This is a genomic window from uncultured Cohaesibacter sp. (genome assembly GCF_963556055.3).
Lineage (GTDB): Bacteria > Pseudomonadota > Alphaproteobacteria > Rhizobiales > Cohaesibacteraceae > Cohaesibacter.
In genome coordinates this window covers 407,935-430,705 of the sequence record NZ_CAUVYE020000013.1, presented here as the reverse complement: position 1 = coordinate 430,705, position 22,771 = coordinate 407,935, and the positions used below count along the sequence as shown (strand labels likewise).

Here is a 22,771-nt window from a genome sequence, read left to right as displayed (position 1 = left end):
TTGTTTTCCTCAATTCTCCGAATGAGTGGCCATGTTGTCGGTCGAGTCGGCCATATATTGAATGAAGACATCTTCCAGCGTTGTTTCCCCCACCTCGCAGCTTACGCCGAATTTCTCGGTCGCCTCGGAGACTGCTTTTTTGAGCTGATCGGGATTCCGCCCAACAACGTGGAGGCTGTTGCCGAAGGGCGTGACCTGATCGACCCCTTCGAGGGTTGTCAGCATTTTTGCCGCAGACTGAGAATTTCGCCCTGTCAGAATGTAGGTCAGAAGCCCGGCTTCATCGACAACCTCTTTCACTGTTCCTGACGTCAGAAGCTTGCCATAGGAAATATAGTTGATGCGATGGCAGCGCTCGGCCTCGTCCATATAGTGAGTGGAAACCATGACGGTCATGCCATCGGCGGCAAGCGTATGGATTTCGTCCCAGAATTCCCGTCTTGCCTTGGGGTCGACCCCGGCCGTAGGTTCGTCCAGCAGGAGAAGTTTCGGTTTATGCATGATGCAGGCAGCGAGGGCCAGCCGTTGTTTCCATCCGCCTGACAGAAAGCCGGAGAGCTGGTTCTTGCGCGATGTCAGGCCCAGTTTGTCCAGGGTGTCCCGCACATAGTCCCGTGCAGGGCTCAACCCATAAAGGCGGGCAACAAAATAGAGATTTTCCTCGATGGTGAGGTCGGTATAGAAGGAGAATTTTTGCGTCATATAGCCAACCTGCCGCTTGATCTTGAGCTGGTCGGCGCGCAAATCATATCCAAGGACCTTTCCGTTTCCTTCATCGGGCGTGAGAAGCCCGCACATCACGCGGATCGTCGTTGTCTTGCCTGAGCCGTTGGGGCCGAGGAAGCCGGAGATCTCGCCTTCCTCAACCGACAGGGTTACGTCGTCAACAACGGTTTTGTCACCAAACCGCTTGACCAGATTTTGCACGTCGATCGCCTTCATTTGGCGATCTCCGCGGCATTTGTGGCCAGTCTTACAGAGACGATCTGGCCCGGTTGCAAGTTGGATCCTTCCAATGGCTTGGCTTCGATCATATAGACCAGTTTTTGACGGTTCTGGATGGAATAGATGACCGGCGGGGTGAATTCCGGTCCGTCAGAGATGTAGCTAACGGTCGCTCTCAAATCTTGCGAGCAATTATCGCAGTCAATTGCGAGATTGGTGCCCAGATGAATGGATGCCAGATCATTCTGAGGCAGGTAGAGCCGCAGCTTCACGCCATTGTCTGGCAAAATGGAGAGAACCGGCACCTGTGGGCCTGCCATTTCTCCCTCTTCATGGATGATGTCGGTGACTAGACCGCTCTGGGGTGTCTTCAAGGTGCGCTGAGACAGCTTCCATTCGGCCGATTGCAGGCTGGCTCTGGCTTGGTCGACTGCTGCTTCTGCTGCCGCAATTTCATAGTCGCGTGCCGGAAGGCGAGTGTAGGCGAGGTTTGCCCTGATCTCCTTCACTTGCGCCTCCGATACATCATACGACGTTTTTGCCGTGTCGTATGTTGATTGTGCCACGGAGCCTTTTTGCAGGAGTTTTTCCTGCCGTATCATGTCCCGTTCCGCTTTTCTGGAATTGATGATGGCCGCATCGAGAGAGGCTTCAAGTGCAGCAATCTTTTCGGGGCGTGCACCCTGTCGCAGATTGGCCAGGGTGCTCTTGGTTTGGGCCAGCGCAGCATTTGCATTCGCGACGGCGATTTCAGCGTCTTTTTGTTCCAGCCAGATGACGGATTGCTCGGAGCGAACACGATCTCCCCGTTCAACAGAGATCTTGGCAATTCTTGCGGTTTCAATTGGCGCAACCAGAACATATTCGCCTTCGACATACCCGGTGGCCAATGGTTGTGGCGGCAGACAGCTACTGAAAAGAAGGCCGAGAATGGGAACAGCACAAACAAAACTCATGAGACTCTCCGGTGTGCCTTGATGATTGCACGAATGTTGAACTGGATGATTGTCAGGATTTGCTCGGTTTTCTCCCGGTCATAGCCATCCCATTTCATGTAAAGGCTGATGAGAGGCTGACCGATGCGGAAATAGGCAATCTGGGAGATGACAGAAAAAACGGCCAACCGGCATTCCTCCCTGTCAGCCTCCTTGGCGGAGATGCCGATTGCGTCAGCCCATTGCAAGAGCAGAAAGTCAAGAGTCGGCGCGAGGAAACTTTCATGAATATATTCAAATATATCACTTTTTTCGTATATTTCGCGGAAGAAAAACCGGATTTTTGGCTCTGCTTGCTCAAAGTTCAGAAGCAAATTCGCCTGTCGCAGAATGGAAGCCTCAAACGCTGTTTCAGCCACTTCAACCAGTTTGGGCGTTTCGAGCGCTTCGGGGTTTTTTCGGATTTGCGACATGAGGTCCGTTATCGCCTCCGCGCATGCCATTCGAAGACCTTCCTTGCCTCCGAAGTGATATGTGATCGAAGCTATGTTGGTTTCTGCCGCCGATGCGATTTCGCGTGTCGATGTTGCCGAAAAGCCTTTCTCCGCAAACAATCTCGTTGCTGCGTCAACCAGGGCGGTTTTGGTGGAGTCTGATCGTGTTTGAACCATGATTTGTGTTTCTTGATCGTTTTTATTCAATCGATTGATTGAGAAATATCATGAGCATGAAAATTAATCAATCGATTGATTGATTTTTTGGTGAATTCTTTTTTGCATTCCCATCGACTGCGGCAACTTGGTCAATTGATACGTGGTTTGTACTTACGTAGATACTCTATGAACTTGGAATGATTCCGATCTCGATGGCTTCAGGAATGAATTGAAAGGGAACAATTGTGAAACAATCAATTTTGATGGAAAAATATCCGATCTTCGACATGGATCTTGAGAAGAGTGAAACACCTTATGAAAGCGTCGATGCCGTCATTGCCGCTTTGAAGGAGAAAATCGATGCTCATCCGAAGGTCGCCTATATTGGCGTGTTTGATCACTATGGTCACACCCGGTCGATTGACGGGGCGATTGCCGAAAATATCATGGACGCCAAGAATATTCTGTTCTGTTTCGGTTTGGCTTTGCCAAATCCCAAGGTGCTTTCGGTTCGGCCGCGGTCCATCGGGGTTGCGGATATGGGAAACAGCTTTCACATCTCCTTTCTTGAGCCGCCTATGGAAATGGCAACCAGAGAAATGGAAAGCTGGTGTAGAGGTCTGATGAACTAGAATAGGCCTGACCTCTCAGACTGACAGGGTGGAGCAGCGGGATTGCTCCGCCCTTTTTTTGTCAGAGAAATTGAACAACCGGCAGAAGGCTTGTAGGGTCTGGCAAATCCATATGATTAGGAATTTCCAAAATGAGTTCAAAGCTTCTTTCCACCGATGAGATCGCAAGGGCTGCTGTTCAGTTGCGAATGGCAAATGCAAGAGACGTTGAAGCGATCCATCGCATGGTTGCCGGTATAGCGGCCCATTTGGGGGAGGCGCACAAGCACAAGGCGAGCGCCGAGGACTATCTGCAATATGGATTTTGCGAGGCGCCGCGCTTTGAATGCGTGCTTGCAGAGCTGGATGGCGAGCCGGTTGGGATGTGTCTGTTTTTCGACAGTTTCTCAACATGGATGGGCAAGCCCGGTCTCTATGTTCAGGATCTGTTTGTTGCGCCTGAAGCGCGCGGATTGAAACTGGGACGGCGCTTGATGGCGTATGTGGCTCGTTTGGGCAAAGATCGGGGCTGCGCTTATGTTCGATTGTCTGTTGATGCGGACAATGTGAGCGCGCAAAAATTCTACGAGGCATGCGGTCTTTGCTGGTCGCAATCCGAGAAGCTGTATGTGGCAAGAGACGACGCTTTCCTTGCCCTTGCCGGGGAGGGTGATGATGCGTCTTGTTGAGGAGCTTGATGTCTGTTCCGAATGGAATGTTGCTCTGTCCGATCAACACAATCGTCTCGAGCGTCTTGATGACTGGCTTCTGGAAGAGGAGCGTCATTCCCGGATCCTGCCACCAAGAGGCATGCGGTTGAATGCCATTCGTCAGACACCGCTTTCGGCGGTCAAGGTCGTTATCACCGGGCAGGATCCCTATCCGGGACTGGAGGGTGATATTCCCCACGCGATGGGGCTATCCTTTTCTGTGCCACGAGGGATCAAGCCTCCAAGGTCGCTCAACAATATTTACAAGGAGCTGGGAGAAGAGTTCGGGTTGATCAAGCCCGATCATGGTGATCTCAGCGCTTGGGCGAGGCAAGGTGTTCTGCTGCTCAACAGTACATTGACCTTGCGGCAGGGAGAGGCGGCTTCCCACGCGAAGATGGGGTGGGAAGCGTTTACTGCGGCGGTTCTGGCTGCGGTTGATCGGCAGCCACAGCCGGTGGTCTTTCTGGCTTGGGGCAAGCACAGCCACAAGCAGGCCGAGGCAATTGATGCCAGTCGGCATATGATCATTCGGACATCGCACCCAAGCCCTCTGCGGGCGCGAAAGGCTGGCAAGGATTTTGATGCTTTTCTGGGATCCCGCTGTTTTTCTCGAGCCAACACTTTTCTATCAGAAATGGGGCGAGAGACGGTGAACTGGTGCGATCTGGGCGATTGATTGCGACCATCATGTTGGGTCTGCGCATGGTGCTTTCTCGTTTGTGTGTCGATGCGTCTGAGTAGTAATACTGCTGTTTTGAACTAATTTAACCAAAGTGACAAGCTGTTCAAATCATGGGGTAAATTATTACCTCGCCTTAGGGTTTGAGTAATTCAAATCTGCTACCACCTTTGGGACCCACGAGCTTGGAATCGGGGAGGGTTCTAACAGGATGGATGCAGAATTTTATCGCTCTATACTGGATGTCATGAGTGATGGCGTCTATTTCGTCAATCGAAAGCGTCAGGTTCTTTTCTGGAACAAGGCCGCTGAAGAGTTGAGTGGTTACCGCGCGGAAGAAATTCTGGGCAAGTGTTGCGCCGAAAACACGCTCAATCATGTTGACGACGAGGGTAACAAGCTTTGCAAGACCGGATGTCCTTTGGCTGGTTGCATGCGCGATGGAGTGCCGCGCGACGTCAATGTCTACATGCATCACAAGTCCGGTTACAGGGTGCCCGTTCACATCCGCTCTTTCCCCATGCGCAACGATGAAGGCAAAATCATCGGGTCGGTAGAGGTCTTCTCAGACAACAGCAATCGTCTTGCGATGTTGTCGGAGGTCGAGGCCTTGAGACAGGATGCTCTCATCGATCCGCTATCCGGTATCGGCAACCGGCGTTTTGCCGATGTTACGCTGGAGAATATGGAAGAGAATCTGAAAACGAACGGTGTCCCCTATGCCGTGTTGTTCATCGATATCGACCATTTCAAATCGATCAATGATACCTGGGGGCATCAGGTGGGAGACCGTGTGATCGCTACGGTTTCTAGAACGCTTACTTCAGCCATCCGGGCGCAGGATGTCGCATGTCGATGGGGCGGAGACGAATATGTCGTGCTTCTTCCTCATGCCACGGAGGAAGGCCTTGTGTCTGTCGGCAAGCGCATCATGCATCTGGTACAGGAGTCCTGGTTTCAGATTGATGGACGAATCGTGTCCTGTTCAGCCTCTCTGGGTGGTGCGGTTTCGCGCCAAGGAGAAGGTTCAGCCGCAGTCGTGGCGCGTGCTGACGAACAGCTCTATGTTAGCAAAAGCAGCGGACGCGGGCGGTTCTGTTTCAAGGATCAACAATTCTGCATCGACGCCAGGCCTTTGCTTGTTGCTTCTTCCTGAGTCTTCGGGGATGTCGGTAGCCTTGTCAGTTCGTGTTGAAGCGGCATTCCTCGCCCGGTTCTTGCCATGCTCCAATTGGTGAAATCGTATGCGTTTCCAAAAAGCTGCGTTTGGCATTTCTTTGGCTGGCCAACTCCAGTTTGGTGTTGTTGGCCTCAATTTGTCACGTGAATGCTGCCACTTGATCGGTCAGTTTCTGAAATAGGGATTGAAACGCCACGCTTGGCCCATTAAAACGGGGCAACTTGAAAAATCTCCCTCTAGTGAAATTGAATGGCGGCGACTGAATGGCTCGACAATTCATCTATCATATGCATGGTCTGTCCAAGACCTATAGCGGCGGAAAGAAGGTGCTGGATAATATCCATCTCTCTTTCTACCCCGATGCCAAGATTGGCATTCTGGGCCCGAACGGGGCGGGTAAATCAACGATCCTGCGCATCATGGCCGGTTTGGACAAGGAATTTGCCGGTGAAGCCTGGGCGGCCGATGGCGCCAAGATCGGCTATCTGCCTCAGGAACCCGTGCTTGACGAAAGCAAGGATGTGCTTGGCAACGTGATGGAAGGGGTTGCCGAAAAGCAGGCCATTCTTGATCGTTACAATGAACTGATGATGAACTATTCCGATGAAACGGCGGAAGAGGGTGCCAAGCTTCAGGACATTATCGATGCGCAGAATCTGTGGGATTTGCAGTCACAGGTCGAAATGGCGATGGATGCCTTGCGCTGTCCTCCGTCCGATGCGGATGTGTCTGTCCTGTCCGGTGGTGAAAAGCGTCGTGTGGCCTTGTGCAAGTTGCTGCTTGCCGAGCCTGATCTGCTGTTGCTTGACGAGCCGACCAACCATCTTGATGCGGAAACCGTTCATTGGCTTGAAAAGCATCTGCGCGAGTTCAAGGGAGCTGTGCTGATCATCACCCACGATCGCTACTTCCTCGACAATGTTACCGGCTGGATTCTGGAACTCGACCGCGGCTCCGGCATTCCTTATGAGGGCAACTATTCTGCCTATCTTGAGAAGAAGGCCAAACGTCTCGCTCAGGAAGGCCGGGAAGAGGCAGCTCGCCAACGCGCCCTGTCGCGCGAGCAGGAATGGATTGCAGCCAGCCCGAAAGCTCGTCAGGCCAAGTCAAAGGCCCGTATCAAGGCCTATGACGAGTTGCTCAAGCGCAACGAGGAACGGGCTCCGGGCATGGCACAGATCATTATTCCGCCAGGAGAGCGTCTCGGTGACATCGTGATTGAAGCTGAAGGCCTGAAAAAGGGCTTTGGTGAACGCCTTCTGATTGACGGGCTTGATTTCAAACTGCCACCGGGCGGTATTGTCGGCGTGATTGGTCCCAACGGTGTTGGCAAGACCACCTTGTTCAAGATGTTGACGGGAGACGATACACCGGATGACGGCTCAATCCGCTTGGGCGACACCGTCCATCTGGGATATGTCGACCAGTCTCGCGATGCGCTTGATGCCAACAAGACGGTCTGGGAAGAGATTTCCGGAGGCGACGATATCATCAAGTTGGGCAAGCGCGAGATGAACAGCCGCGCCTATTGCTCGGCCTTCAACTTCAAGGGTGGTGATCAACAGCAGAAAGTTGGCTCGCTGTCCGGTGGCCAGCGCAACCGGGTGCATTTGGCCAAGGTGCTGAAATCGGGTGCCAACGTCTTGCTGCTCGACGAACCGACCAACGATCTGGATACGGAAACCCTGGCCGCTCTGGAAGATGCGCTTGAGGATTTTGCAGGTTGCGCCGTGGTCATCAGCCATGATCGTATGTTCCTTGACCGCCTTGCAACCCATATCATGGCCTTCGAAGGGGATAGTCATGTGGAGTGGTTCGAAGGGAACTTCGAAGATTATGAAGCCGACAAGGTGAGACGTTTGGGGCCGGATGCGGTTAATCCCAAGAGGGTGAAATACAAACCCTTCACGCGTTGATTTCGATGGAATGATGGCAAAAGCCCCGTTCGAAAGAGCGGGGCTTTTTTGTTTATGATTTACGAAAGCTTACCGGGATCTTCCGATCTTGCGGGTTTTGGACAGATTTGTGATCTTGGCAACAGTCCGGAACGATATCTCAGGCGGAGAGAGAATGCGGTTTTGTAAGGCTGACATTCTGCCTGATGGGCTTTCCTCGTGGTCGTGTCTGCATGGGTCAAGAAGCTGCCATTTGTTGTTCAGGCAAAGGATGCGAGAAACGCTGACGACGAACACAGGTGTTCAAGCTTGCAAATTCTCTTTGTCCTGGCTGGGTGGATGAAAATTCATTCCTGTAATCAATTGCTTGCATCACTTTTCGGGATGGGCGTTGCAGCGTTTTTCCATTGCCGGGAGGCAATGGGCTGTGACTTTGTGTCAGCGGCTGTTCTTGTCCAGTTGTTGAGTTGGGCGGGTTGAAAACTCGTATCCAGAATAACGCATGAACGGGTCATGCTTTTCGAGTGTGCATCGGTGCAGCAAACTTCCCTTGCGAGTGGCCCGGTATGCATGGACTCTTTTGAGTGACGTCGACTGATGAAAAATTGAATCAAATTTTCATTAGTTTTTCAGAGTGTTATTCTAAAAATTCGGACCTTGACTTAGCCGTTTATAGAGAGCTTGCCCGTAGAGTATTTGGAAAGAGGATTCCGATGTCAGTCGGAGCAACTGTCAATCCGAGCGGGATGAAACAAATGCAGCTTGCAATGAAAACAGAACTGGTGGACTGGAAAGTTCTCAACGGTCAAGGTGCACATGGCAAAAGCGATGAGTTGATGCGGCATGTAGCTTCCCTTTTCTCTTTGACCGCGACCCATTGTGACGATGAACAGCTGGAAACCTATGACACGGTGTTGATGCGTTTATCTGATCTTGTGGGGGAAGAAACGCGGACATTTGCTGCGCAAAAGATCTGCCAGCTGGAGAATGCGCCCTACAACATCATCAAACGGTTTGCGTTTGACAGCATTAAGGTTGCAGATCCTGTTTTGCGGCATTCGCCGGTGCTGACCGATGATGATCTGATCGAAGTCAGTGAGGTCAAGGGCACCGAGCATATGATCTCCATATGCATGCGCAAAGGTCTGAATTCGTTGGTGACCGACGTTCTCATCCGGTCCGGGCATGGCACCGTGATGATCAAGCTTGCTGCCAATTCTGACGCTCAGTTATCAGAGCGGGGTATGAGCATTCTCAAGTCCGCCGCAGCAAATGACCACGCTCTTGCGCATGAAATGGATAACCGCTCTTCCTTCAATCGACCGGCTGGCAATGCGGAGAAAAAGAATCTCACTGATGACGTCGGCATGGATCTTAGCCGGCTTTGGAAAAGGATAGAGCCTCAAATTGAAGAGCGCTATTATGACCTATCGGGCCATTCCTACCTTGAGCATTACAGGTTTGATCCATCTCTTCTGAAAATTGAAAAGCTGTTTGAGCAGGGTTTTCTGGGCAACGGGGTTCTGAGGCAATTTGCCTGCAACGATCAGTTCGCTGATCTGGTTTGCGGGATTTCTAAATTGTCCGGTTTTCCACATCAGATTGTTGCGCGAATGATGGCCTGTCTGCATTGGGAGCAGGTGTTGGTCCTGTTCCGGCTGAGATCGTTCACCGATGAATTTGTTCGCGACATACTCGAATGCGGCCCCTGGATGCTTTGTCTTTCGTCGGCACAAAGTCAGGCCATCCTCAAACGCTATCAGCAAATCACCAAAGAAGAAGCTATGGCGATTGCCGGTTCCTGGCCGGAAACCGGGTTGTTGCTGGAATAACTGGTTTGTATTGGCGATTGTGCCAAAGCCTTTGGATTTTGAAGGGCGGGTTCTCTGAACGCGCCCTTTTCTTCTGCCAGAAAGGCAAAATTGCTGTTAGTTTGTGAGCAATTACTCAAGACCCAAGGGTTTGTTTCCAATATATTGTTAGTCTTAAGAGCCCTTTTCCGGCCAAGACTGCAAAGAGTGTGTGCGATACGACAGTATCATTGAAAAGCACAAACGCTCAGTTGATCGAGTTTGATTTGCCTGCTATGGGTTCGAAGAAGCTGATACTGGGATAGCTTTGGGCAAATAGGGGCGAACCAATGCATGTAACCGCATTTCGGATCTTCGTAAGGGATCTCGCCACTGCGCGCGATTTTTACGCAAACTCCCTGCAATGGCCCATGGTTTGGGACAGGTTCGAGCAGGGAGCCGTCGGTTTTGAGCCGGGCATGCTCGTCATCATCGAAGAAGAAGACGCACGTGGGCCGCAGGCTTCACTCATCGGGCGCTTCACGGGGCTGTCGCTCGCGGTTGATGATTTGCCCTCCCTTTACAAGACATTGAAGGCGCGCGGCGTGCCGTTCGTGTCTCCGCCGGAACGTCAGTTCTGGGGCGGCTCGCTTGTGCATCTGATTGACCCTTCAGGCAATATCATCACTCTGGTTGAATAGTCGCGGGCGGCTCATGTCCCGTTTGGCATTCAAAAGAAAAGCGGATCGTTTGATCCGCTTCGGTTATCTGCGTCTAGCTCTTGGCGTTATGCTGCTTGTATTCTCCGACAATTTTTTCAATGGCATCCACGACATTGGGAGCAATGTCATCCCGCTCCATGCCAAAAGCCATGTTGGCGAGAATAAAACCGGACTTCGAGCCGCAATCATAGGTTTTTCCTCTGAAATGATAGCCGGAAAAATCCTGTTCATTGCTTAGACTGATCATGGCATCGGTGAGCTGGATCTCGTTACCGCTACCCGGTTCCTGTTCCTTGAGATAGCTGAAAATCTCAGGCTGCAAGATATAGCGCCCCGAAAGAATGAGGTTGGAGGGGGCCGTGCCGGGGTCGGGTTTCTCGATCATGCCCGTGATCTCGATGCTGTCGTCTCTCACCGTACCGGGCTGCACGATGCCGTATTTGTGGGTCATTTCCATCGGCACCTCTTCAAGGGCGACCACATTGCCTTCCCGTTTTTCATAAACAGACATCATCTCGGACAGGCAACCCCGTTCCGATTTCATGATCATGTCCGGAAGAAGCAGGGCAAAGGGCTCGTTGCCCACAAGTTCGCTGGCGCACAGAACAGCATGGCCAAGACCAAGCGGCTGCTGCTGACGGGTGAAACTCATGTGGCCCGCTTTGGGCAAATCGCGACGCAAAGCCCGAAGCGCATCCAGTTTTCCCCTTTGGCGCAAGGTGTGTTCCAGCTCGAACTGAACATCGAAATGGTCTTCGATGACTTCCTTGTTTCGGCCGGTAACAAAAATGAAGAACTCGATGCCAGCGTCTCTTGCTTCATCAACAACATATTGAATGACGGGCTTGTCAACAATCGTCAGCATCTCTTTGGGAACCGCCTTGGTGGCGGGAAGGAAACGCGTTCCAAGACCGGCCACTGGGAATACGGCCTTACGAATGGGTTTTGCCATGACTATCATGCTCCGTCGAATAAGGCTTGGGAAAACAGGTGCTTAGTGAAATAGTTCGAGATTCTCTTGCTGTGTTTCCCCGATCACAGGTTTGTCGATTTCCATGTCTGTATCAGTTTGCCCCCCGGCGATCTTGTCAAAACAGGCAGAAGGAAAAATCGCGCAATCAGATAAAAACACACTTAGCGCAAAAGTTTTGATAAATAGATTACGACGATGGACATATTTTTGTGCCATTGGTTTTTCGGGTGCCAAATTTGATTTGTTGAAACAGGATTATTCCATGCCAGATGTCAAGCGGCCAAGTCTATCGATTCTTCCTGCCCATTTGGGAGCCATTTTCGTAAGCATCGCCCTTGTTCTTTTGTGGTCAGGCCTTGCAAAAGCCCAGACTGAACAGGGATTTCAGAGCTGGATCAGGAGCTTCTGGCCAACAGCACAATCGGCCGGGATTACTTCTCAGACCTATAACAGCGCGTTTGCAGGTGCTCGGCTTGATCTTTCAATCGTCACGAAAGCGAGCAATCAGCCCGAGTTTGTCAAACCGATCTGGACCTATCTGGACAGTGCGGTCAGCGATTACCGAATCAAAAATGGCGTCGAAATGAAAAGGCGTCATGCAAGCCTGCTTGCCAAACTGGAGCAGACCTATGGTGTTGACAGGCACATCCTGCTCGCTATCTGGGGCATGGAATCCGCTTATGGTGCCATTTTCAACAACAAGAAACTGATCAAGCCGACCATCCAGTCTCTGGCGACCCTTGCCTATGCCGATCCGCAACGCGGGAAATACGGCCGCACGCAGCTGATTGCTGCCCTCAAGATTCTGCAAAATGGGGATGTGCCTGCTTCTTCGATGGTGGGGTCATGGGCCGGAGCAATGGGGCATACCCAGTTCATTCCAACGACCTATCTGCTCAAGGCAGTTGACCATGATGGCGACGGTCGGCGCGATATCTGGAACTCGGTGGCGGACGCTTTGGCTTCGAGTGCCAATCTCCTCAAAACGGCTGGTTGGGAAACCGGCAAAACCTGGGGCTATGAAGTCAGCCTGCCCGAAAATTTCACTTTTGAGCTTGCCGACGGCAGGACAACCAAAAGCCTTGAGCAATGGCAGGCTTTGGGTGCGAAACGGGTGCGGGGACTTGCTTTCCCGCGACTTGATGATCAGGCGCAACTGATCATGCCAGCGGGCTATCGAGGGCCAGCCTTTTTGATCTTGAAGAATTTCTCGGTCATCAAACGCTACAATAACGCCACATCCTATGCGTTGGCGATCGGACATTTGGCAGATCGGATCATGGGCGGGGGTGCCTTTTATCATGAATGGCCAAGGTCAGATCGCATGTTGACCCTTAGTGAGCGCAAAGAATTGCAGACATTGTTGAATAAACGGGGGTATGATACTGGCGGTATCGACGGTCGGCTGGGGTCGAAATCCCGTGCAGCCATTCGAAGCTGGCAAAAACGTTCTGGCATGATACCCGATGGTTTTGCCAGTGGCATGGTGCTTGAAGCCTTGCGCAAGGGTGGTTAGGGCAGCGAGACCTCCAATTGATTTTGAAATCGTGGTGACAGGTTATGGATCAAGGGAACGGAAGAGTTAAAAAGGCGAAAAGTCTTGCTTTTGTTGGGCAGATGGTTTGCGCCTGTCTGCTTTTCCAGTTCGTTCTGGTGGAGCCGGCAAGTTCTGTTTCCCTGAGCGAGCTTGGTGCCGGTGCTGACATGTCACAGCCTGTCAGGGTCAAACCTGATGATGGCAGATACGAAGTCGCGCTCAGTTTCTTCGAGCGGATTTTCAAGCGCAGCTCACGCAAGAAAAAGACAGAAACCAAGAGCGAGCCAGTGAAGAAGAAGGCGTCGAACCCGGCAGCCGCTCCAAAGCCTGTTATTCAAACGGTTCCCAAAGATGACGATGCTTTCGTGATTGCCGTTTTCGGCGATGAGTTTTCTCAGGATATCGGCTGGGGTTTGAAAGATGCCTTTGCCAAAATGTCTGACGTGAAGGTGGAACTTCATTCCATTCCCGGAAGCGGTATCGTTTATCGTGCCAGTCGCAACAAACCGCTCTTCGATCCCGATGACTATTTTGCACAACATCCCTTCAATTTTGCTGTTGTCATGGTTGGTCTGAATGACCGGGTGACAATGCCGGGCCGGAAAGACAAAGACGGGACGGAGATATCGCCGCCATATGAATTTCGAACCGACAGCTGGGCGAGGGCCTATCAGCGTGAGATCGACCGGTTGCGACTGGCTTTCGCCGAGCAGGATAAGCCGGTTTTCTGGGTTGGTCTACCGCCAGTGGGAAGCGAGAAACTGTCTGGCGATATGCGATATCTGAATGATCTCGTCTCCAGTCGGCTGACCGAGCGCGACGAGGAATTCATTGATATCTGGGACGCCTTTTCCAATGAAGAAGGAGCCTTTTCCCTGCGCGGTCCCGACCTCGCGGGGGAGGAAGTGAGGTTGCGCCTCAAAAACGGTATCCGTTTTACGCAGGATGGACGTCGCAAACTTGCCTATTTTGTTGAGAAACTGGTTATTCGCGTCCTGTCGCAATCGGTTGACGAAGATGTCTTGCCGAAAAATCTGACTGTGGCCGATGAAACGGCGCTGCGGGACGGGCTTGGTGCTCGTCGAAATATCTTCGTTCTGCGCAAGCCATCGCTCAATGCTGAACAGTTGATCAATCCAAGCGTTTTTGCGCTGTCCTTCTCCAATAACTCGCTTTCAGAAGACGAGCTTTCGGCGTCCCGTTATCCCCCTAAATATCGAGTGGATGATTTTTCCTGGAAAGGCGGAAACTAGTGCGTTCAAGCGAAGGCTCTGAACGCTCTGATCGAAATGGGGGGATTGCTCTTGTGTGGTGGAAACTGTACAAGCTGGCAGGCCTGCTCTGATGTGAGTCAGGCCCCCTTTTTGCTTTTGCTTCAGCCTTCATCTGTCTGGAACCCATTCTATGCCAAATCCTGTTCTTGAGCCCGATTTTGATTTTTTACATCACCTTGCAGACAAGGCGAGCGAGGTGGTCCTGCCGCTTTTTAGAAAGCCGATCGAGATTGAGAACAAGGAGCTGGATGGCTTTGATCCGGTAACCGAGGCCGACAAAATGGCCGAACGTGAAATGCGGGTGCTGATCAAGGACCGGTTTCCCGATCATGGCATTCTTGGCGAGGAATATGAGGCCGAGAATCTTGATGCGGAACAATTGTGGGTTCTTGATCCCATTGACGGGACGCGGGCCTTCATCTCAGGACTTCCAACCTGGGGCACGTTGATCGGATACCGCCACGACAGCGTTCAGAGTCTTGGCATGATGAGCCAGCCATTTACCGGGGAACGCTTTTGGGGGGATGGCAAAAAGAGCCATTATCGCGGCCCTGACGGGACGCGGGAAATCCGGTGCAGGGATTGCTCCGCGCTTGGCAGTGCGACCTTGTTTACAACTGCGCCGCAGATTTTCAATGCTCAGGAGTGGGCGCATTACCAGATCCTGGAACATTCCGTTCGTTTGTCTCGGTATGGTGTTGATTGCTATGCTTATGCCATGCTTGCTCTTGGCTCGGTCGATCTGGTCGTTGAAGCAGGGCTGAAGCCTGTCGATATCGCGCCTCTTATTCCAGTCATCGAAGGGGCTGGCGGTATTGTGACCAACTGGCAGGGTGGATCTGCTTTCGATGGCGGTCAGGTGGTCGCCAGCGGCAATGCGGAATTGCATGAGCAGGTGCTCGAGATTCTTTCCAGGCCAATTTGAGCTTGCTCTGGAGGGGCCGTGTCCTTCAGGCGTGCCCTGCGTTCTCGGGCGCAGGGTAACGATGTCTAGGCTGCTGCAATTTTTATCGGTGCCTCGCCCGGAATGAAACTGTCAAAGGCCGCCCAGAACTGTTGCCGGATCATGTCGCGTTCCATCATCAGCTCATGTTTGCTCCCGGCAATGCCGACCGAATTGACCGACCGGGTCGTTCTTGCGAAATATTCCGAGGCAAGTGAATTGACGACGGTATCCTGTCCTGCCGTGACGATCAATGTCGGGGTATGGATGGTTGCCTGAAAGTCGCTCGACTGAAGCTTGTCGATCACCTTGCAGGTTTCATGTACCCATTGAACGGTTGGGCCGCCAATGGCCAATTTGGGGAAATCGATCAGAAATTGCCGGTTCCGATCATAGCGCGGGCCATCGGATGTCACGGCATTGCTATAGAAACCCTGAGGATCAAATGGCGATGACGAGACACCGGGCATGAACATTGCTCCCTGCCCGAAAAGGCGCAGGAAGGCGGACACTTTCCTGATGCCGGATTGTTGTATCTTCAGGCCCATCAGCCTCTTGTGACTCGTTGCGATTTCAATGAGAGGTGCGGATAGAACCGCTCGCTCTATCATGGTTCTCAGGCGTGGCAGGTTGGAGAGAAGGACCAGACCTCCCATGGAATGGGCAAGCACAAAATGGGGGGGTGGGCAGTCAGGAAGCATCACTTTCTTGATGAACTGCTCAAGATCCTTGCCATAATCGGAAAATTTCCGGACATAGCCTTTGTTCTGGTTGGGGATGAGGCGTTCCGACATGCCTTGCCCGCGCCAGTCAAAGGTTGCTACAGCAAAGCCTCGCTGACGCAATTCCATTATGACTTCGTAATATTTCTCGATGAACTCGGCCCGACCGTGAAGCAGACAGACCGTTCCTTTCGGGGTGCCTTGAAGGGATGGCCAAAGCGCGAAGCGAATTCTATACCGATCCCAGCATGTCATGCTTTTGCAGATGCCATCATTAAGGGTCGGATAATTTTCCAAATCATTCAAATACATCGGCGTTCCCGGCAGCTGCTGGCGTTTTGCCGACAGTTTAGCGAAAACCATCTTGAAGTGGAGAGCTATTTGGCTCGGACCACCATTTTTTTCGATCAAAATGTCTTGACCGGTATCAAATGACTATCGGGCCCAGAGATGGGCCCGATTTTTTTCTGAAGGACGCGTTTTGTTATTGCTGCCAGAATGGGATGCGGCTTGGTTCGCGGCGAGGGTAGCTAGGCCTCTGATAGTAGGGCGATGGCTGTTGGTAGCCCGAACCCTGGTTGTATCCATAAGGGTTGGCATAACCGGGGCCCTGATTGTAGGGCGATGGTTGACCGTAACTTGGGCCCTGATAGTAGGGATTTTGCTGGGGTGCCCAGGGGTTGCTGTTATATTGCTGTCCCATGGCTTCGCGTTGACTGAGAATTTCTCCGGTGCGGGAGTCTATTGTCAGATAAACGAGGCGACCATAGCGGGTGCGTGCCGAAAAGATGCTTGTAAGGCCTTCCGTGCGAATAAAGCTGATTTCATAAAACCCTTGTTTTCTCAGACGCTGAATCATTTTTTCCAGCGACATGGGGCCCGCCTGCTTTGGCTTTTTGTAAACGGGTTTCTTTTTCACCACCGGCTTTTTGACAACCGGCTTTTTGACCACCGGTTTCTTTTTAACGACGGGCTTTTTCGTTACGACAGGCTTCTTCTTGATTACCTTCTTCTTCGCGACAGGTTTTTTCTGGGTCTGATAGGTTGGAGCATCATCGTAAACGTTTCTCGGAGTGTCCCTCTCTGCCAGCGCGGGCGCGCTCGTGAAGGCCATTAACAACAAAATTGGAAGTGCAAATGCAGCTATTTTCATTGGCTTGCGTCCTTGTGTTTGTATCGATGAAATCTCTGCCCTTGTTTTTACTTTAGCAGGTCCCGATGAACCATTTCGGAAAAGCATGTTCATGTCAGATTTAACAAGGTGGCAAATATAAGGCAGCCTCATGACAAAGGTGCCGTTTTCGCGGGCACAGAAAATGGTTTTTGGGGTCTTGAAATGCTTTTTACCTATTTCCATATCAATTGCATCGGAGGCCGAGAAGGCTCCGATATGACACTGTTCCCGCCACTTTTCGGGGGAATTTCCTATTGTCAATAAACGCAAATCTGTCGCTCAAAAGGAGGGCTTACCATGCGTCACTATGATCTTACACCACTATACCGTTCGACCGTCGGTTTTGACAAACTTTTCTCAATGCTTGATAGCGTGACAGGTCCGGAGAATGGTGTTCCGTCCTACCCACCTTACAATATCGAACGTCTGGCCGAAAACTCCTATCGCATTTCCATGGCGGTAGCCGGGTTCACGGAAAAGGATCTTTCCATCGAAGTGAAAGAGAATAGCCTTAAGGTGACCGGCGAAAAAGTCATCGAGGAAAGCGAGAAGGAAAAAGACTATCTGCATCGCGGAATCGCATCGCGCGCCTTTGAACGTCAGTTCCAGCTCGCCGATTACATGCAGGTAGAAGGCGCAAGCATGGAACATGGTCTATTGCACATTGATCTCAAACGCGAAATCCCTGAAGCCATGAAGCCCCGCCAGATTTCTATTCGCTCTACCGGCAATCCGGACGATCCAGCTGTGATCGAAGGGTCCAAGCATTAATCTCTGACCCGATGTTGTCACTCGGTTTTTGAGCCGTGGCAACGAGGCGGTCCGGTCGGGACCGCCCATCTCTTCATCCCAAGACGGGTTGTCGGAGGCTTTGGTCTTGTGCCAGGGCTTTCGGCATCCGCTCTCTCACCGGAAAGGTGCTCATTGGTTGCTTTGGGCACCTTTTTGAAATCGGCTAGGCTCCGATTTCATTCAAGAACCGGTCGATTTCCGCTTCTGTGCTTCTGAACGAGCAGACCAGGCGATAAAGTCCCTCATCCTCGCTCAGGCGCTCTTTCCCATCAAGTCCAAGGCTTGGCCAATCATGGAAGACGGCGCCGTTCGACTGGGCTTTTTCTGCTAGCTTTTTGGGGATGACTGCAAAGACTTCATTGGCTTGTGTTGGGCAGACCGTGCGGCAGAAAGAGGTCGCGTCAAGGCCCTCTGCCAGTTTGGTGGCCATGGCATTGGCATGGCGTGCATTGTCGAGCCAATGATTGTTCTCGAAATAGCCTTCGAACTGGGCGGCAACAAACCTCATTTTTGAGAAAAGATGGCCAGCGCGTTTTCTTCGATAGATGAAGTCGCGAGCGTAATCCTTGTTGAAGAAGACAACCGCTTCGGCACACCAGGCGCCATTTTTGGTGGCTCCGAAAGACAATAGGTCAACTCCTGATTTCCATGTCATTTCAGCAGGCGTTGTTTCCAGCGTCACCATTGCATTCGCAAAGCGTGCGCCATCCATATGGACCGCAAGTCCCTTGTCGTGAGTAAGCGCTGACAAGGTGTTGATTTCGGACAGATCGTAAATGGTGCCCCATTCTGTTGCCTGACTGAGGGAAATGGCACTTGGTTGTCCGTGGTGGACTACACCTTGTGGTACTTCCTGAAATCCCGTTTCAAGGGCTCTCGGGGTCAGCTTGCCGAACTTTCCATCAAGGCCCCACATTCGTGCCCCCGAGGTGAGGAATTCAGGGGCGCCACATTCATCAACGCGGATGTGAGCGTCCTTGTGACAAAAAACCGTTCCTGCCGGACCTGTGACGGCGGACAGGGCCAAGGCATTGGCTGCGGTTCCGGTTGCTACGACGAAAACGGAACAGTCGGTTTCGAAAAGAGTTTGAAATTGCGTTTCGATGGAATCACAAAGACTGCTTTCGCCGTAAGCCGGTTCGAAGCCATCCGTGTGGCGTGCCAGTGCATTCATAATGGGATCGGATGCACCTGCCCAGTTGTCACTTGCAAAAAACATGAATTTGTCCTCAAGGCGGGATAGGGTGTTCTCTTTTCGGGCCATTTTTCGCCTCAAGTCAAGCATGGAGTTGGTGCTTTCCCGATTTCATGCCCTTTAGGGTGATATGTGCATTGGTGCGCAGTGCTCCGGTTCGGGTGTCGCGGGGCGAGTCGATGAGCGGATTGATGTGAGCATGTCGTCAACCCTGCTTGAAAGGGCAGTGTCTTGGTGGATTTTGCTCAATATTTGTTCAAAAATCCCCCAAAATTGTGGTCGCCTAATTATTGCGCACACTAATTATTAGTCACTTTTGCTGGCGGTTCCTCTACGGAATGGGGCGGTATTTCAATGCCTTGTGTTCGTTTTGGTGCTTTCCTTGAGGGGTTCTACAGTAAAATCGGGAGGTTGGTGATTTAAAATTAGGCAGCGCTTGTTTGACTATTTGAGGCTGTGATGCGAGTCTGAAGGTGCGGAACATTTTCCCGCCGCCCTTGCTGGGCGTTTCCTCCTTAGACTTCTCAGGCCGCATGTAGCGGCCTTTTTTTTGCGACAAACTCGTTGCCCGCATCAAAAGCGCCGGGACAGATTCTCAAAGATGGTGCCGGGGGCTATTCCGCGGCATCTGCGGACGGGAAGAGAGCATCATTCATGCATTGCATCAACAAGTCTCCAAAGCGAGCGAAAAGCTCTGCCAGTTCGTTAAAATGAGACACGGGCTGGAAGCTTTGTTCATCCATGTAAAGACCGCGGTCGATTTCGATTTGCAGGGCGTGCAAACCTTTTAAGGGTCGCCCATAATGCTGGGTAATGAAGCCGCCCGCATAGGGACGATTCATGTCCACCTTGAAACCCAGATGCTGCAATATGCTCTTTGCGGAGTTGGTCAGTGACGGATGACAACTGGTACCATATCTGTCGCCCAGCACAATATCAGGGCGATTGCGTTGGCAGCTGTTCTGAAAGACCCGCGAAGGCATCGAATGGCAGTCGATGAGGCACGAATAGCCAAACTTGACATGCGTCAGCGCCAGCTCGCGCCGCAGGCTCTGGTGATAGGGCTTGTACAGGGTCTCAATCCTGTTCATGCCCTCTTCCAGACTAAGTCTGTGTCGGTAGATCTCTTTGTTTTCCGATACAATGCGGGCGATCGTGCCAAGCCCGCTTCCAACCCTCGGGCCCGTTGTCTTGGCATAGGAGGGAAGGCGGCTCGTGAACATGGAAGGGTCCAGTTCATAAGGCTCCCGATTGAGATCCAGGAATGCACGTGGGAAATGAGCCTTCATCAAAGGCATGCCGCAAGCGGGTATTTTGGCAAAGAGCAGATCGACAAATGCGTCTTCCGAGCTTCTGAGTTCCTCTTCCGTCAATCTGCTTGATTGCTTGAAGCTTTCGGTATAGCAACGGCCTGAGTGGGGAGAATTGAACAGGAAGGGTGCCAATTGCTCTTCTGGCCTTTCGATCGTGAAAGGATCCGTAAGCTCTTGCGTTGGCAAAAAGGTTTCTTCGTTCAACTCATTCTCTCTTTGTCAATTCGACAGCCTGTCGAAAGAACGCGCAGGGTGCGCATTATCTGGTTCTTGCAAATGGTGCAGGTATTTGATCGGACAAGGTATTTTTACGATGCTCGCAAAAACTTGATTCCCTGTGCATCAAGACACTTGTCATGGAATTGTAATTCAATATTATCGAAATTGGGAGCGATAGTTTCGACAAAATTGGGCTGGGATTTGAAAAGAACTGAGGAGTCTTGTGCGAAAAAGCTGCTCGGTTCACGGGATTTTTACCCATGGGCATTGAAATGGTGTTCTATGAATCCCGAACATGGGCTTGAACGAATTTGCTGAGGCTTGCCCGCGAACGGGCCGGAGATAATAAAAATGTCGCAGATTTTGCTTGCTGAAGACGACAATGACATGCGCCGTTTCCTTGCGCGCGCCCTTCAGAATGCGGGTTACGAAGTCGTATCATTCGATAATGGGAAAAGCGCTTATGACAGGCTGCGCGAGGAGCCTTTCACGCTTCTTTTGACCGATATCGTCATGCCCGAGATGGATGGCATAGAACTGGCCAGACGGGCAACCGAGCTCGATCCTGATCTTAAAGTGATGTTCATCACCGGTTTTGCTGCCGTTGCGCTCAATCCGGATAGTCAGACACCGAAGGATGCCAAAGTGCTTTCAAAGCCGTTTCATCTGCGTGATCTGGTTAACGAAGTCGGTAAAATGCTGGCCGCCTAAAGGCTTTCGAGCGGTCGCCAAGGTACGTGATGGGAAGGCTTCAGATCGGTTTTTCACAGATTTTGCCTTCACTTATGACAGATATGTAAAAGGGGGTTGCATTCCCTTGCTCAGGGCGCTAGAAGCCTTGTCACCGCATGAGACTGGCTCGGTCCAGTCACCAAGGATGGGCGTATAGCTCAGCGGGAGAGCACTACGTTGACATCGTAGGGGTCACTGGTTCAATCCCAGTTACGCCCACCATCCTTTTCTCAATGAAAACAGATTTGAAAAGTCCCTAATTTTGTAGGCTATGGTTTTCTATGCCTGAGTCATGGAAATCGGGTTTGCAGGTCTTCTGCGGCTCAATGGAAAAGTCTGGTTTCAGGAATCGAAAAAGGGCTCTGACCGGTGGCACTCCACTCTCTGTCAGAGAGGTGCGCTTGTTTCAGCAGTTCAATATTCTTCTTTCCCGCTCAGTCCTGAGAAGGATTTTGAGAGGCCTGCATTCTGGATCATTGTGTTAAAATGATCATCGGGCATAGGTTTTAGAACACCGTCATCCAGTTAAAAGATATCTGGTCCACTAGTTCGGGCAATTCAAAGGGATATCCTGATCACAGTTTCATTAAAAAACGGAGGACGGGAGATTTGATCTGCTGACAGTTCAATATCCTGTAAAGAAAATGGACGATCTCATCGTAATCTTGAAGGGAACAAGAAAACATCTGATGACGGGTGTTTCCTACATGATTCCATTCGTTGTTGCCGGGGGTATTCTACTTGCGTTGGCGGTGATGCTTTCAGGTAAGGGGGCTGTGCCAGACAGCAAGTTTCTCAAGGATCTTTTCGATATTGGTGTTGTCGGTTTCACATTGATGGTGCCTATTTTGGCGGCGTATGTGGCCTTTTCCATCGCCGACAGACCTGCGCTGGCCCCAGCTGCCATTGGCGCAATGGTTGGGAACAATCTCGGTGCTGGATTCCTTGGTGCCATCATTGCAGGCCTTCTTGCAGGTATCGTGGTCTTCTATATGAAAAAGATCAGGGTTCCGAAAGTCTTTCGGTCGGTCATGCCGATTGTGGTCATTCCTGTTATCGGGACCTTCATTGTTGCCGGTCTGATGATGTGGGTCATTGGGGCTCCGATTTCCTCGATGACAGCCTGGCTCACCGAATGGCTCAAGGGCTTCCAGTCCGGTTCCATCGTTGTTCTTGCCACGATTATGGGGCTGATGATCGCCTTCGATATGGGCGGACCGGTTAACAAGGTTGCCTATGCATTTGTTGTTCTCTGTGTCGGGGAAGGGCTCTACAATATTGCCGGTATCAGCTCTGTTGCTGTCGCCGTTCCTCCCATCGGTATGGGGATTGCGTCGATGATCGGAGGCAACAAGCTTTATGGCCCTTCCGAAAAGGAAGCTGGCAAGGCTGCTTTCCTGATGGGATGCGTCGGGATTACGGAAGGGGCGATCCCCTTTGCTGCGGCAGATCCGTTGCGCGTCATTCCTTCCATCATGATCGGGACCGCAATTGGTGGTGTGACCGCTGCAATGCTTGGGGTCAAATCCTATGCGGCTTGGGCTGGCCTTATTGTTCTGCCCGTTGTTGATGGGCGCCTGAGTTTCATCATTGCCCTTGCTGTGGGTGGTGTTGCAACCGCGATCATCGTCAACCTGCTCAAGAGCTTCACCGCAACTCGAAAAGCGCCGGACTCTGCTCTGGATGATGATTTGAGCCTGGATATCCAGATTGGATAAGGATCCGGTGTACCGGTCGCCGGGCGCGTGAGCGAACGGTCTGATCAAGATCCTTT

General features: G+C 51.7%; 22 protein-coding genes and 1 tRNA gene. 14 read left to right on the top strand and 9 right to left on the bottom strand.

Features of this window, described 5'->3' with window-relative positions; translation table 11 throughout:
- Positions 1-9 precede the first annotated feature (9 nt).
- Genes ACHZB8_RS10665 through ACHZB8_RS10655 form a run of 3 tightly spaced genes read right to left on the bottom strand, consistent with a single transcriptional unit; the run spans position 10 to position 2,551 of the window.
- Positions 10-942: an ABC transporter ATP-binding protein gene (locus tag ACHZB8_RS10665; protein ID WP_316860244.1), complete on the bottom strand. Its 933-nt coding sequence runs from the start codon at positions 940-942 to the stop codon at positions 10-12.
- Positions 939-1,901 (bottom strand): HlyD family efflux transporter periplasmic adaptor subunit, encoded by a 963-nt coding sequence (locus tag ACHZB8_RS10660; RefSeq protein ID WP_316860243.1) that lies wholly within the window; start codon positions 1,899-1,901, stop codon positions 939-941. The genes ACHZB8_RS10665 and ACHZB8_RS10660 overlap by 4 nt, the downstream gene beginning before the upstream one ends.
- The gene (locus ACHZB8_RS10655) at positions 1,898-2,551 is read right to left on the bottom strand and encodes a CerR family C-terminal domain-containing protein (protein ID WP_316860242.1); all 654 of its coding nucleotides are present in this window, start codon (positions 2,549-2,551) and stop codon (positions 1,898-1,900) included. The genes ACHZB8_RS10660 and ACHZB8_RS10655 overlap by 4 nt, the downstream gene beginning before the upstream one ends.
- Positions 2,552-2,778: 227 nt before the next feature.
- Between ACHZB8_RS10655 and ACHZB8_RS10650 the strand changes: the two genes are divergently transcribed.
- The 7 genes from ACHZB8_RS10650 (at position 2,779) to ACHZB8_RS10620 (ending at position 10,102) form a co-directional block, all read left to right on the top strand.
- On the top strand, positions 2,779-3,165 hold the full coding sequence (locus ACHZB8_RS10650; protein WP_316860241.1) for a DUF6858 family protein: 387 nt from the start codon (positions 2,779-2,781) through the stop codon (positions 3,163-3,165).
- Between the two features lie 131 nt (positions 3,166-3,296).
- Complete coding sequence (locus ACHZB8_RS10645) at positions 3,297-3,833, top strand: GNAT family N-acetyltransferase (RefSeq protein WP_316860240.1); 537 nt, start codon at positions 3,297-3,299, stop codon at positions 3,831-3,833.
- Positions 3,817-4,533, top strand: coding sequence for a uracil-DNA glycosylase (ung, locus tag ACHZB8_RS10640; protein ID WP_316860239.1), 717 nt, complete (start codon positions 3,817-3,819; stop codon positions 4,531-4,533). Before ACHZB8_RS10645 ends, ung begins: the two co-directional genes overlap by 17 nt.
- A gap of 214 nt (positions 4,534-4,747) precedes the next feature.
- Positions 4,748-5,692 (top strand): sensor domain-containing diguanylate cyclase, encoded by a 945-nt coding sequence (locus ACHZB8_RS10635; protein WP_316860238.1) that lies wholly within the window; start codon positions 4,748-4,750, stop codon positions 5,690-5,692.
- 287 nt (positions 5,693-5,979) lie between these two features.
- Entirely contained in the window at positions 5,980-7,632 is a 1,653-nt protein-coding gene (gene ettA, locus ACHZB8_RS10630; protein WP_316860237.1) for an energy-dependent translational throttle protein EttA, read from the top strand.
- Positions 7,633-8,324: 692 nt separating this feature from the next.
- Positions 8,325-9,443: a DUF2336 domain-containing protein gene (locus ACHZB8_RS10625; protein ID WP_316860236.1), complete on the top strand. Its 1,119-nt coding sequence runs from the start codon at positions 8,325-8,327 to the stop codon at positions 9,441-9,443.
- Positions 9,444-9,751: 308 nt separating this feature from the next.
- The gene (locus tag ACHZB8_RS10620; protein ID WP_316860235.1) at positions 9,752-10,102 is read left to right on the top strand and encodes a VOC family protein; all 351 of its coding nucleotides are present in this window, start codon (positions 9,752-9,754) and stop codon (positions 10,100-10,102) included.
- 73 nt (positions 10,103-10,175) lie between these two features.
- On the opposite strand, the gene galU is transcribed toward ACHZB8_RS10620, so the two are convergent.
- Positions 10,176-11,081: a UTP--glucose-1-phosphate uridylyltransferase GalU gene (gene galU, locus ACHZB8_RS10615; protein ID WP_394706185.1), complete on the bottom strand. Its 906-nt coding sequence runs from the start codon at positions 11,079-11,081 to the stop codon at positions 10,176-10,178.
- 36 nt (positions 11,082-11,117) lie between these two features.
- Positions 11,118-11,312 carry a hypothetical protein gene (locus ACHZB8_RS10610; RefSeq protein ID WP_316860233.1) on the bottom strand — a complete coding sequence of 65 codons (195 nt, stop codon included), beginning with the start codon at positions 11,310-11,312 and terminating at the stop codon, positions 11,118-11,120.
- 46 nt (positions 11,313-11,358) lie between these two features.
- Here ACHZB8_RS10610 and ACHZB8_RS10605 point away from each other — a divergent pair, with 46 nt between their 5' ends.
- From ACHZB8_RS10605 to hisN, 3 genes are all read left to right on the top strand, one after another.
- Positions 11,359-12,612 carry a lytic murein transglycosylase gene (locus ACHZB8_RS10605; protein ID WP_316860232.1) on the top strand — a complete coding sequence of 418 codons (1,254 nt, stop codon included), beginning with the start codon at positions 11,359-11,361 and terminating at the stop codon, positions 12,610-12,612.
- Positions 12,613-12,656: 44 nt separating this feature from the next.
- Positions 12,657-13,886: a hypothetical protein gene (locus tag ACHZB8_RS10600; protein ID WP_316860231.1), complete on the top strand. Its 1,230-nt coding sequence runs from the start codon at positions 12,657-12,659 to the stop codon at positions 13,884-13,886.
- A gap of 151 nt (positions 13,887-14,037) precedes the next feature.
- On the top strand, positions 14,038-14,832 hold the full coding sequence (gene hisN / locus ACHZB8_RS10595) for a histidinol-phosphatase (protein ID WP_316860230.1): 795 nt from the start codon (positions 14,038-14,040) through the stop codon (positions 14,830-14,832).
- A 65-nt stretch (positions 14,833-14,897) separates the two neighbouring features.
- On the opposite strand, the gene ACHZB8_RS10590 is transcribed toward hisN, so the two are convergent.
- Together ACHZB8_RS10590 and ACHZB8_RS10585 are read right to left on the bottom strand one after the other, a co-directional pair.
- Complete coding sequence (locus ACHZB8_RS10590; protein WP_316860229.1) at positions 14,898-15,884, bottom strand: alpha/beta hydrolase; 987 nt, start codon at positions 15,882-15,884, stop codon at positions 14,898-14,900.
- 172 nt (positions 15,885-16,056) lie between these two features.
- On the bottom strand, positions 16,057-17,016 hold the full coding sequence (locus tag ACHZB8_RS10585) for a hypothetical protein (RefSeq protein ID WP_316860228.1): 960 nt from the start codon (positions 17,014-17,016) through the stop codon (positions 16,057-16,059).
- A 27-nt stretch (positions 17,017-17,043) separates the two neighbouring features.
- Between ACHZB8_RS10585 and ACHZB8_RS10580 the strand changes: the two genes are divergently transcribed.
- A complete protein-coding gene (locus ACHZB8_RS10580) occupies positions 17,044-17,517 on the top strand; it encodes an Hsp20 family protein (protein WP_316860227.1) in 474 nt (157 codons plus the stop codon).
- 184 nt (positions 17,518-17,701) lie between these two features.
- Here ACHZB8_RS10580 and ACHZB8_RS10575 read toward each other — a convergent pair whose 3' ends face one another.
- Positions 17,702-18,757 (bottom strand): low specificity L-threonine aldolase, encoded by a 1,056-nt coding sequence (locus ACHZB8_RS10575; protein WP_316860226.1) that lies wholly within the window; start codon positions 18,755-18,757, stop codon positions 17,702-17,704.
- 590 nt (positions 18,758-19,347) lie between these two features.
- On the bottom strand, positions 19,348-20,250 hold the full coding sequence (locus ACHZB8_RS10570) for an N-formylglutamate amidohydrolase (protein WP_316860225.1): 903 nt from the start codon (positions 20,248-20,250) through the stop codon (positions 19,348-19,350).
- Between the two features lie 366 nt (positions 20,251-20,616).
- On the opposite strand from ACHZB8_RS10570, the gene cpdR reads away from it, so the two are divergent.
- From cpdR to ACHZB8_RS10555, 3 genes are all read left to right on the top strand, one after another.
- Entirely contained in the window at positions 20,617-20,976 is a 360-nt protein-coding gene (gene cpdR / locus ACHZB8_RS10565) for a cell cycle two-component system response regulator CpdR (protein ID WP_316860224.1), read from the top strand.
- A gap of 168 nt (positions 20,977-21,144) precedes the next feature.
- Positions 21,145-21,219, top strand: a tRNA-Val gene (locus ACHZB8_RS10560).
- A 422-nt stretch (positions 21,220-21,641) separates the two neighbouring features.
- Positions 21,642-22,715 (top strand): PTS fructose transporter subunit EIIC, encoded by a 1,074-nt coding sequence (locus ACHZB8_RS10555; RefSeq protein WP_316860223.1) that lies wholly within the window; start codon positions 21,642-21,644, stop codon positions 22,713-22,715.
- Positions 22,716-22,771 lie beyond the last annotated feature (56 nt).

Coding starts and splice junctions, on each gene's coding strand:
- hisN (WP_316860230.1), top strand. CDS start 14,038: ATGCCAAATCCTGTTCTTGAGCCCGATTTTGATTTTTTACATCACCTT.
- ACHZB8_RS10645 (WP_316860240.1), top strand. CDS start 3,297: ATGAGTTCAAAGCTTCTTTCCACCGATGAGATCGCAAGGGCTGCTGTT.
- ettA (WP_316860237.1), top strand. CDS start 5,980: ATGGCTCGACAATTCATCTATCATATGCATGGTCTGTCCAAGACCTAT.
- ACHZB8_RS10590 (WP_316860229.1), bottom strand. CDS start 15,884: ATGTATTTGAATGATTTGGAAAATTATCCGACCCTTAATGATGGCATC.
- ACHZB8_RS10660 (WP_316860243.1), bottom strand. CDS start 1,901: ATGAGTTTTGTTTGTGCTGTTCCCATTCTCGGCCTTCTTTTCAGTAGC.
- cpdR (WP_316860224.1), top strand. CDS start 20,617: ATGTCGCAGATTTTGCTTGCTGAAGACGACAATGACATGCGCCGTTTC.
- ACHZB8_RS10575 (WP_316860226.1), bottom strand. CDS start 18,757: ATGTTTTTTGCAAGTGACAACTGGGCAGGTGCATCCGATCCCATTATG.
- ACHZB8_RS10635 (WP_316860238.1), top strand. CDS start 4,748: ATGGATGCAGAATTTTATCGCTCTATACTGGATGTCATGAGTGATGGC.
- ACHZB8_RS10610 (WP_316860233.1), bottom strand. CDS start 11,312: ATGGCACAAAAATATGTCCATCGTCGTAATCTATTTATCAAAACTTTT.
- ACHZB8_RS10625 (WP_316860236.1), top strand. CDS start 8,325: ATGTCAGTCGGAGCAACTGTCAATCCGAGCGGGATGAAACAAATGCAG.
- ACHZB8_RS10605 (WP_316860232.1), top strand. CDS start 11,359: ATGCCAGATGTCAAGCGGCCAAGTCTATCGATTCTTCCTGCCCATTTG.
- ung (WP_316860239.1), top strand. CDS start 3,817: ATGATGCGTCTTGTTGAGGAGCTTGATGTCTGTTCCGAATGGAATGTT.
- ACHZB8_RS10620 (WP_316860235.1), top strand. CDS start 9,752: ATGCATGTAACCGCATTTCGGATCTTCGTAAGGGATCTCGCCACTGCG.
- ACHZB8_RS10555 (WP_316860223.1), top strand. CDS start 21,642: ATGGACGATCTCATCGTAATCTTGAAGGGAACAAGAAAACATCTGATG.
- ACHZB8_RS10580 (WP_316860227.1), top strand. CDS start 17,044: ATGCGTCACTATGATCTTACACCACTATACCGTTCGACCGTCGGTTTT.
- ACHZB8_RS10665 (WP_316860244.1), bottom strand. CDS start 942: ATGAAGGCGATCGACGTGCAAAATCTGGTCAAGCGGTTTGGTGACAAA.
- ACHZB8_RS10600 (WP_316860231.1), top strand. CDS start 12,657: ATGGATCAAGGGAACGGAAGAGTTAAAAAGGCGAAAAGTCTTGCTTTT.
- ACHZB8_RS10655 (WP_316860242.1), bottom strand. CDS start 2,551: ATGGTTCAAACACGATCAGACTCCACCAAAACCGCCCTGGTTGACGCA.